This window comes from Planctomycetota bacterium, assembly GCA_038746835.1.
Taxonomy (GTDB): domain Bacteria; phylum Planctomycetota; class Phycisphaerae; order Tepidisphaerales; family Tepidisphaeraceae; genus JBCDKH01.
The window spans coordinates 1-10,274 of record JBCDKH010000137.1 but is presented as its reverse complement, the minus strand read 5'-3'; the positions used below and the strand labels follow the sequence as shown (position 1 = coordinate 10,274).

8 protein-coding genes are annotated in these 10,274 nt (G+C 65.9%); 6 read left to right on the top strand and 2 right to left on the bottom strand.

Features of this window, described 5'->3' with window-relative positions; all coding sequences use genetic code 11:
* The 4 genes from AAGI46_12495 to AAGI46_12480 form a co-directional block, all read left to right on the top strand.
* Nucleotides 1-580: TolC family protein (locus tag AAGI46_12495; GenBank protein MEM1013026.1), on the top strand; the 580-nt coding region annotated here is incomplete at its 5' end.
* The gene (locus tag AAGI46_12490) at nt 564-1,247 is read left to right on the top strand and encodes a potassium channel family protein (GenBank protein ID MEM1013025.1); all 684 of its coding nucleotides are present in this window, start codon (nt 564-566) and stop codon (nt 1,245-1,247) included. The genes AAGI46_12495 and AAGI46_12490, both read left to right, overlap by 17 nt.
* Nucleotides 1,244-2,656 (top strand): PP2C family protein-serine/threonine phosphatase, encoded by a 1,413-nt coding sequence (locus AAGI46_12485; GenBank protein ID MEM1013024.1) that lies wholly within the window; start codon nt 1,244-1,246, stop codon nt 2,654-2,656. Before AAGI46_12490 ends, AAGI46_12485 begins: the two co-directional genes overlap by 4 nt.
* A gap of 29 nt (nt 2,657-2,685) precedes the next feature.
* The gene (locus tag AAGI46_12480; GenBank protein ID MEM1013023.1) at nt 2,686-3,876 is read left to right on the top strand and encodes a hypothetical protein; all 1,191 of its coding nucleotides are present in this window, start codon (nt 2,686-2,688) and stop codon (nt 3,874-3,876) included.
* A gap of 22 nt (nt 3,877-3,898) precedes the next feature.
* Here AAGI46_12480 and AAGI46_12475 read toward each other — a convergent pair whose 3' ends face one another.
* On the bottom strand, nt 3,899-4,693 hold the full coding sequence (locus tag AAGI46_12475) for a helix-turn-helix transcriptional regulator (protein ID MEM1013022.1): 795 nt from the start codon (nt 4,691-4,693) through the stop codon (nt 3,899-3,901).
* Nucleotides 4,694-4,725: 32 nt separating this feature from the next.
* On the bottom strand, nt 4,726-6,633 hold the full coding sequence (locus AAGI46_12470) for a hypothetical protein (protein MEM1013021.1): 1,908 nt from the start codon (nt 6,631-6,633) through the stop codon (nt 4,726-4,728).
* A 403-nt stretch (nt 6,634-7,036) separates the two neighbouring features.
* Between AAGI46_12470 and dcd the strand changes: the two genes are divergently transcribed.
* A complete protein-coding gene (gene dcd / locus AAGI46_12465; GenBank protein ID MEM1013020.1) occupies nt 7,037-7,609 on the top strand; it encodes a dCTP deaminase in 573 nt (190 codons plus the stop codon).
* A gap of 274 nt (nt 7,610-7,883) precedes the next feature.
* On the top strand, nt 7,884-10,274 hold a 2,391-nt coding region (locus tag AAGI46_12460; protein MEM1013019.1), incomplete at its 3' end, for an LAGLIDADG family homing endonuclease.

Sequence of the window (10,274 nt, the reverse complement as noted above, 5' to 3'; positions counted from 1 at the left end):
CGACGTTCGATCGGCGGAGCGAGTTTTGGCGGCCGAGACGGCGCGGATCGGCGTGGAGACGGCCGACCTGCTGCCGCGATTCGTCCTGTCGGGCAGCTTCCAGTACAGCGCGGCCGACGGGCGGACGCTGTTCGAGTCCAACAGCTACGGCTTCGGCTTCGGTCCGAGCTTCAACTGGAACCTCTTCAACGCCGGCGGCGAGCGTGCCGACATTCGCGCCCAGGAAGCGGCCGCGGAGATCGCCTTCATTGGCTACCGCGCGTCGGTGCTTGATGCGATCCAAGAGGTCGAGAGCTCGCTTTATCGCCACGCCCGACAGGTCGAGCTGACAGAAGCCCTCGCCCGTGCGTCGACCGCCGCTGCCGAGTCTGCGGAGCTGTCGAAGGAGCTCTACCTCGAAGGGCGAACCGACTTCCAGAACGTGCTCGACAGCGAACGCCAGCTCTTCGCCGCCGAAGACGGGTTGATCCAGAGCCAGTCGGACGTGACCACGACCTACATCGTTCTGCAGCGCTCGCTCGGCGGCGGCTGGTCGCCATCGCCGCGCGACGCCGAGTCCTCGGATGAACGAGCCGATTGACCAACTCCGGCCGCTGACTCCGTTGCAAGCACACGGTGCTCTGACGCTGATGGTCTTGCAGCTCTTCGTCGCGCCCTACGCCATGCGCGAGCACGGCAGCGTTTCGTCCATCGCAACCCAGACGGGATTCCACCTCTTTCTGGTGTTGATCGTGCTCGGCGTCTCGACACATCGCCTGCAGCTGAGCCTGTGCATCGGCTTGGTCGCGGTCGCAACTGGGTTGCAGTTCATCGCACCGCAAGACCGCGGTGTGATCCAGGCTTTGGCCAGCCTCTGCTTGGTCGGCTGCGGCGTGATCGCTTTGATCATGTCGATTCGACGCGTGCTTCTCACCCGGCACGTGACGCTTGCGCTGCTCAGCGCTTCGGCCAGCATCTATCTGCTCGCTGGCGTGGTCTGGGCCATTGGCTACCAGGCGATCGAAGCGATCACGCCCGGAGCATTTGCCTCATCCGGGGCGAGTCAGCCGGATGACGCAGGCACGTTGTTCTACTTCAGCTTCGTCACGCTCACGACACTGGGCTACGGCGACGTGAGCCCAGTCACACCGATTGCCAGATCGGCTGCCATCACCGAAGCCGTGTTCGGGCAGCTTTTCCTTGTCCTGCTCATCGGTCGCTTGGTCTCGCTGCACATCATGGCAACGCCCGAGAGGACGGCCGCATGACAGCGCTAGGCGCGAGTGGCTCGCAGACCTTGACCGAGACGGTCAACGATGCCGTGCGGTTCCGCACGCTCGGCGTGCTCGGCATTCTGCTCGCGGCGGCGACGGCGAACTCGGTTCGACTTGCGACGGCGTCGGATCAGGCGGCATCCGACGTGCCGCTGGGCGTTCCGCTCGTCATGGGCGGGTTGATCCTCTACGAGTTCCTCACGTTCATCTGGCTTGTCCGGATTCGTGATCGGCAAAAGCCCTTGCCAGGCTGGTGGAACTACTTCAACGCCTGCGTCGAAGCGTTGGCTCCGACGCTTCTCGGGTTCATCGTCGCGTGGGGTGACGATGTCTCGCTGCGGGCGGCTGCGCTTGGGCCGGCGAGTCACATGTACGCGTTGTTCATCGTGCTTTCGGTGCTGCACGTCCGGCTGGCGGTGTCGCTGGTGTCGGGCTTGGTTTCCGGATTGGGGCTGGGCCTGATGGTCGTCGTCTCTTCGATCACCGAAGGCAGTGGGACCGCGACGGACAGCCTGATGCCCCGATCGCTCGAGATGTTCTCAGCGGTGCTCGTCGTCGCAACAGGAGCAGCCGCCGGGATCGTCGCGTTGCGTGTGCGTGGCTACCTCGGCTCTGCCGTTTCCGAAGCCAAGCGGCGCATGAGGGCCGAGCAGGATCTGCAGGCTGCGGCGATCATTCAGCGAAAGCTGATGCCGTCCGAGTCGCCCGACGTGCCCGGCTTCGAGATCGTCGGGTGGAATCGCCCTGCCGATGAAACCGGTGGCGACTACTTCGACTGGCTGCCGCTCGACGACGGTCGATTCGCCGTCTGTGTCGCCGACGTCACCGGGCACGGTCTTGGCCCGGCGATGATCGCGTGCTTCTGCCGGGCCTACGGACGATCGGCACTGCGCGTCGAGCAAAAGCTCGCCTCAGCCGTCGGCCGACTCAACGAAGAGCTGCTCAACGACCTCGGCGACGGTCGGTTCGTGACGTTCGCGACGCTGCTTGTCACGCCCAACGAAGGCGAACTGCTCTGCATGTCAGCAGGCCACGGGCCGTTGCTGGTGTACCGAAAGGCGACGAAAACCGTCGAGAGCCTCGGTTGTGAGACGTTCCCACTCGGCATTGGCACGATCGACGACTCGGTTGAGCCGGCGAAGCACCAACTTGCCGAGGGCGATGTCTTCGTGATGCTGACCGATGGCTTTTTCGAGTGGAGAGCAAGCGACGGCGACTTCTTCGGGGTGCCTCGCCTCTGCGAGTCGCTTGCCCGTCACGGCCATCGGGCGGGACAGGACATGATCGATCACATCCTCGCCGACCTCGAAACCTTCGCCGCCGGCACCGCGCAGCCGGACGACCTCACGGCCGTCGTGATTCGGCGTGTCGCAGACCAACACGAGAAGCCCGCCAACCCATGAGCCGTCGAATCGCTTCAATCCTCTGTTGCTTGGTCATCGCCACGTGCGGCACTGGCTGCATTTCGAGCCAGCTCTACAACGCGTCACCCGATCAATACTTGAGGCCAATTGCGGAGCCGTCGGACGAGACCGTCGGTGCAGATCTGGCGATCATCGAGTTCGATGAAGTCGGGATGCTGTGGGAGCCGGACCAGGTCGAGGCGGCCGTGGAGCTGATTCAGGAACGCAACCAGGCTTCTGAACGCGGCATTGTGCTCGTGACGTTCACGCACGGCTGGATGAACGATGCCGACCCGGACCGCAAGGCCGGCGATCTGCAGCGCTTTCGAGACAGCATGCAGCGGTTGGCTGTCGAGCTCAAGATGTCTGGCGCGCCTGCGCCGGATCACGTCGTGGGCGTCTACATCGGCTGGCGCGGTGCGACGACGCGGTTTCCGCTGGTGAAGTCTTTGACGTTCTGGAGTCGCAAAGCGGCCGCGGAACGGGTCGCGTCGCCGCAGATGCGTGAGACGCTCTTTCGGCTCACCGACGCGACCAAGATGCGACCGGATTCGAAGGTGTTCCTGTCGGGACACTCGATGGGCGGCATGATTCTCGCCAAGGCGATCGCGCCGGTGATCGCAACGAAGGTCATGTCATCGCGGGGAGATGGCGTCCCCGTTCCCGTCGATCTGGTGCTCCTTCAGAACCCCGCATTGGACGGTCTGGCCGTCTACCAGTTGCTCGAGTTCATGAAGCGCAACCAAATCAAGGTTGAGCTTCGGCATGAAGACGGAAGTGTGAGACGCTCTGTCGGCCCACTCATTGTCTCGATCACGTCAGAAGCTGACACGGCAACGCGCGTCGCTTATCCGTTTGGCCAGATCGTCAACAACCTCCTCCTTCCCTTTCAAGACAGTCTCGGCGAAGGTCTGCCGCCGCAGAGCCAGCTGGCCAATCGTGCCCACGGGCACATCGACTTTCTGGTAAGCCACAGAGCTAAGGCCGAAGACGGCAAGCTGATCCTCACGGGCAGGCCAGACGCGTTCAACGACACGCCTTTCTGGATCATCCGGACCGACAACAGAATCTCTGCCGATCACGGCGACATCTACAACCCGCGCTTCCTGCGGCTTGTATCGAGTATCGCTGAACTCAACGACATCTACGACACGCAACTCAGCACATGGATCGTGCGCGGTGACCACGACGACTCTGCGAACATCACCGAATCCGAGTGACGCTGGCCAGTCAAAATCGGCCTCACTGCGGACGGACGGGTTGTCGCTTGATGAAGTAGCTCATCAGTTCGGCCCGACTTTCCACGCCGAAGTGGCGGTAGAGCGTGCCGACGTACTGGTGGATGGTCGTCGGGCTGATGCCGAGTCGGGCGGCGGCATGTTTTTCGGACAGGCCGTCGAGCAAGGCGTCGAGCGTTTGCACGAGTCGCGGGCTGAGCCCGTGCCGCGAGGGTTGATCCAGCGTCGCCAGTCGCGTGCCGATGAGCGGTTGCATCTCGTCCCACAGCAGACGCGTCACCGCTACGCCTCGCGCCGAGATCGCGCGTCGGGTGTTCGTCTTCGACGTCGTCGCGACCGCCATCATGCCGATCTGCGGCAGCATTCGGAAGCAGGCGACGTAGTCGCACATGCCGGTGGCTGCGTGGACGTTCTCGTAGCTGACGGTGCTGTGGAACAGATCGAGCCCGCCGAGCTCTTCGAGGCGACGCGTGGAGGCACCGCTGGCGAGGATGTCACGTCCGATGATGTCGGCACCGGGCATGTCCGGGATGTCGCGCGTCCCGACGTCGTGAAAGGACCGCTTGGCGACGTCGTCGTCGAGGCCGATGACCTCGCGGTCACGCCACGTCATCTGCAGCGGATCGGGATGCGGCGTCGCGAGGATCAGCGAGGCCAGATCGGTGCCGGCAAGCGCGCTGCTCTGCGTGAGCAGGTGGTGCATCCATGCCTTGGGGTCGTCCCACTGCTCAAGACACTCGCCGACGGTCGTCAGGACCGCCCGCATGTCCTCGGCCCGCACCTGACTGCTACCCGCCATGAGCGGCAGGATAATAGTTTTGCGATCGGATTTCAGGAAGCCGGACGCGTCGACGGCGCGGCCGACTCAGCGGCGGGACGGGTGGCGGGCGATGCCGGCGTCATTGTTTCCGGGAGCCAGAGCCGCTTGAGCGACGCGAAGAACGGATCGCCGCCCGATCGGTCGGCGGCGACGTCGAGCAGGCGACGCGTGCGGACGTCGTCGCCCGAGCCGTAGCTGAGGTACGCCAGCAGGAAGACGGCATCGACGGAGTCGGGCTTTTCGGCGACGAGGCGTTCCAGGTCGGCGACCAGCTCGTCGACACGCTCGTCGCCGATGGTGTCGCTGGCACTGACGCGGGCCATGGCCAGTTCGGGGTTTCGCTCGTAAGCACCACGCAGCGTCTGCGACGAGCGGCGGTAGAACCCGGCGGCGAGTTGGGCGTTGCCGGTGGCCAGCTGGACCAGCGGCTGATTCGGCAGCAACGTCGCCGCCGCCTCGAACCGAGCGGCGGCCGTGGCGAACTGGCCATCGGCGAGCAAGGCCTCGGCGTCCTGAATGATCGCCTTGAGCGTCGGGCTCGCCATGCCGGCACTGAACCGCTCGACCAGCACCGGCGGATCAACCGACTCGACCGGCGAGACGGCCCCAGCGGCGGAGTCGATTCGGCCCGAACCGACCGGCCCGACCGCTCCTGCGGGAGCGACGGGCACGTCCAGCGGATCCGGCTCGTCTGCACCGGGAACACCCGGGAGGCCGGGAAGCCCTGGAAGGTCGCCAGGGAGCCCTGGCAGATCGCTGGGCACCGCGTCGGGCGCCGTCGGCTGCTCAATCGGACGCAGGCGGCGTGCGAACGGGTCGGCCTTGAGGCGGTCGAGGCGACGCTCGAGCTGGGCGTACTGAGCGCTCTGCTCCGCCGGATCGGCCAGCCGGAGGACGGCATCGCGCGGGCGAACGCCCTCTTCGATCTGGTCTAGCGCCGCCTGCCCGCCGTCGGCTGTGGCGGCGACGTTCGCGGCTTGGCCACCGGCGAGCACAAGATCGATCTGCGAGGCGTCTGCGACTTCGCCCTCTTCGTCCCGCAGCAACTCGCCGCCCAGGAGCCGCTGACGATCAGACGTGAGCGTCTCGAGCCGTGCGTCTCGGCCGAGTCGGGTGAACGGCGAGAGCGTCCGGCCGCCTGCGTCGGCGAGGCTGTCGTTCAGGCCGCGAGCGGTGAGACGGTTGCCCAGGACGAGGGCTTCGGGCGAGCCGAGCAGTCGGTCGACGTCGACCTCGCCCGGCTGCGGCCCGACGTTGGCCACGTCGCTGCCCGCCTGAACGTCGAGCGCGCCACCTTCGAAGAGGCGAACCAGCGGCGAGACGTTGCCGGTCGGCTGGTTGAACTCGGTGATCTGGCTGCTGGTGCCCCGGCCGAAGTCGTTGGCGGTGTTCAGGTCGGCCGTTCGGCCCGAGGCGGCCTGGCTGGGCACGAATCCGCCGGTGCCGGGCGTGCGGACGAAGTCGCCGGGCGGGTTGGCGACGGTCGAGTCGCCGAAGAACGCCTGCGTGGTGTTCGCGTAGTTGATGAGTCGGCCGCCGGTCGTGACGCCGCTCGCCGATCGGTTGAAGGCGTCGAACTCGTCGCCGGCCGTCACGTCGCGGAAGGAACGGGGATCGGTGTACTCGTCGAAGTCGCGAAACTCCCGGCCGCCGGTGACGTTGCCGGTGACGATGTTGTTGTTCAGCGAGCTGTATCCGCCAAAGCCCTGGCCGAAGTTGCCACGGGCGTACGGGTTCTCGTACGCGCTGTAGCCGCGAGCCGTAGCGGCGACGGGCCTGTTGAAGCCGCCGGAGCCCAGACGCGGGTTGGCGTCCAGGGCGTTTCCGTCGCTTTGAACTGGATACTGGGCCATCGCTGGTACGGCGAGCGAGGCGGCGAGGGCGAGGGCGGCAGTCGTGGTCGAAGGGCGCTTCGGCATGGCAGTGGAGTTTAGGGAGACGTCGTTAAGGACGCGCCGATCAGTCCGCTGTTGCGACGTCTGTGGGCAGGCGTCTGGTCGCACTGACGCGTCGGGATGACACGGTGCGGCGGCGCGAATCGGCAAGCCGTGGACAACATGATCGACGCGCCACAACCGCGCGGGAAAAAAGTCGTCGGCCGGTAGCTTTTCTCGTCGACGCATTCGACCCGGATGCGCCAACGACTTGCGCGCCGGTGCACGAGTCGAACCCGAGCGTCCGATACACGTAGCAGTGGTCGAAGACTTGCAGACCACAACATCTTGGGTATCGTGCTCGCCGGCTGCCACGGACTGGCACCTGACTTGCCGGACATTGATTCCGCCCGAAACGGACCCACTGCCCCGAAGGAGCAACCACCTGATGTCGATCCTCTGTGACACCCAGATCCGCGAACTCGTCGGCATCGAGCCGTTCGAGGACAACGTCCGACGACGTGGACGCGTCAGCTACGGCGTCTCGTCCTACGGCTACGACGTCCGTGTCGGCAGCCTCTTCAAGGTCTTCACGCCCACCCACCCCCAAGGCGGGCAGGCCGTCGTGGATCCCAAGTCGTTCGGCGACGACATGTTCGTCACCGTCGACACCAAGAGCACCGGCCGCGATCACGTCATCATCCCGCCGAACAGCTTCGCCTTGGCCGAGACCGTCGAGGAGATGAAGATCCCGCGCGACGTCCTGGCCATCTGCGTCGGCAAGAGCACTTACGCCCGCTGCGGCCTGATCGTGAACGTCACGCCCCTCGAGCCCGAGTGGCGTGGCAAGGTCACGCTGGAAATCAGCAACACCACGCCCCTTCCGGCCAAGGTCTACGCGAACGAGGGCATCGCCCAGATGCTCTTCCTACAGGCCGACCGCGTCTGCGGCACCAGCTACGCGGACAAAGGCGGCAAGTACCAGGACCAGAGCGGCCTGACGCTGCCTCTGGTCGACTGAGTCTTTTCATGAGTTGCAGGTTGCAGGACGCGACCTGTTCGGTTTAAGTTTGGATCATACGAAGCCGGCCAGGCCGGCTGTTTCGAAGGAGCGACCTCCGATGCTGCACTGCTGTTCCCCGCCGTTGTTGAACTCGTCGCCGCCTCGCTTGGCCGGCTGACACCAAAGCTCATCGCCCTCCGCGTGAACCCGCCCCAACCGGCGGGGAGCGCTTCGTACGTCTTCGTACTGCCGATTTCCGCCCTGCTCGTTTCCCTGTTTTCACTGATTTCCGATGAAGATTGATCGCCGATTCACTGCAGACCTCGCCATCAATGAGGATGGCTTCCGTGACGTCTTCGCCGCTGTCGAGTGGTCGAAGCGGACCAGCCGCATCTCCAACCCGGACGGCAGCGTCGTCTTCGAGATGACCGATGCGGAGATTCCCGCGGCCTGGAGTCAGCTGGCGACGGACATAATGGTCAGCAAATACTTCCGCAAGGCCGGCGTCCCGCAGATCGGCGCGGACGGGCAGATCGAGCGGCACGAGGACGGCACGCCCGTCACCGGCCCGGAGCGATCTGCCAGGCAGGTCATCAGCCGGCTCGCCGACTGCTGGGCCGACTGGGGCCGCGAGCACGGCTACTTCGACACGCCCGACGACGCGTCGGCCTTCCGTGACGAACTGTGCCACATGCTGCTCAATCAGATGGCGGCGCCCAACTCGCCGCAGTGGTTCAACACTGGCCTGCACAACAGCTACGGCATCACCGGCCCGGCCCAAGGCCACTACTTCGTCGACCCGGCGGACGGCGAGACCAAGAAGGCGACCAGCGCGTACGAGCGGCCTCAGCCCCACGCCTGCTTCATCCAGAGCGTCGACGACGACCTTGTCGGCCACGGCGGCATCATGGACCTCTGGACGCGCGAGGCCCGCCTCTTCAAGTACGGCAGCGGCACGGGCACCAACTTCACCAAGGTCCGCGGCGAAAACGAGCCGCTGTCGGGCGGCGGCAAGAGCAGCGGGCTCATGAGCTTCCTCAAGATCGGCGACCGCGCGGCCGGCGCAATCAAATCGGGCGGCACCACGCGTCGCGCCGCCAAGATGGTCTGCCTCGACCTGGACCACCCCGACATCGAGGACTTCGTCAACTGGAAGGTGCGCGAAGAGCTGAAGGTCGCCGCCCTGGCCGAGGGCATGAAGCACCTCTCCGCCGACCAGAAAGAGCTCGCCGAACAGCTCGGCCTGAAGCTCGACTACGACTTCAACGGCGAGGCCTACTACACGGTCTCCGGCCAGAACAGCAACAACTCGGTCCGCATTCCCAACGCCTTCTTCAAGGCACTCGAGACCGACGCCGACTGGACGCTCATCCGCCGCACGGACGGCGAGGTCCACAAGACGATCAAGGCCCGCGACCTGTGGGAGCAGATCAGCCAGGCCGCGTGGCGCTGTGCTGACCCGGGCGTCCAGTACGACACGACGATCAACGAGTGGCACACCTGTCCCTCGGCCGGCCGGATCAACGCGTCCAACCCGTGCGTGACGGGCGACACCCGCGTCCTCACGCCCGGCGGCATCTGGCGGCGCATCGACGAGATGATCCACCTGCCGGCCCGCGTCGTTACGAATCTCGAGAGCCAGGCCGTCCACTTCGTCGAGGGCGGAGCCTTCCCGACGGGCACGCGCGAAGTCTTCGAGCTGACCACCGAGTCGGGCTACCAGATCAAGCTGACCAAGGACCACAAGGTCTGGACGCGTGACCGCGGCTGGATCGAGGCCGGGCACCTCACGCGCAACGACGAGGTCCGCCTCATCAGCCAGCCCGCCGCCGTCGAGCGTGTGGGCGAGCCGAGCGATCCGAAGCTGTTCCACCTCGCTGGCTTCCTGCTCAGCGACGCCAACGGCGACGGTTCGGCCCTCGACCTGGCTCAGTGCGGCCTGACCAACGACGCACAGATCGCCGACTACGGCACGTACGTCGCCGACAACTGGGGCGAAACCGCCCGCGTCCGCAGGCCTGTTCGCGATCGCATGGGCGCTGGTGAAGCGGTGGGGAACGTCGCGGGTGACACGGTTGTTCAAGCCGTCGCCGAGCCGGAGCCGGTCGTCGTGTCGGACGACCGCCGCATGCTCGGCCGGCTGGGTGCGTTTGCCAGGACGCCCTTCACCGGTGGCCGCCGGCTGTCGGGCGACGCCTTCACTGCGGGCCTCGCCGCCCAGAAGCACCTGCTTCGCGGCCTGTTCACCGCCGACGGCATCGTCACCCACGAGACCGTCGGCCTCCGCACCGGACGCCTCGGACTGCTCCGCGACGTCCAGACGCTGCTCATCGGCTTCGGCATTCGCACACAAGTCGGCGGCACCGACGGCGACGCCGTCCTGCGCGTCGATCCGGCGTGCCTGTCGCTCTTCCAGAAGCACATCGGCTTCCTGTCGACCGACAAAGACGTCGCGCTCGCCCAGGCCGTCGCCACTCGTCCCGACGCCGGGGCGGCGTGCGACAACTGGGACCGCGTCGCCGGCCTCGAGCCGCTGGGCCATCAGCAGGTCTTCGACCTGACCGAGCCCGTCACCAGCAGCTTCGTCGCCAACGGCGTCACCGTCCACAACTGCAGCGAGTACATGTTCCTCGATGACACGGCCTGCAACCTGGCGTCGCTGAACCTCATCCGCTTCTTCGAT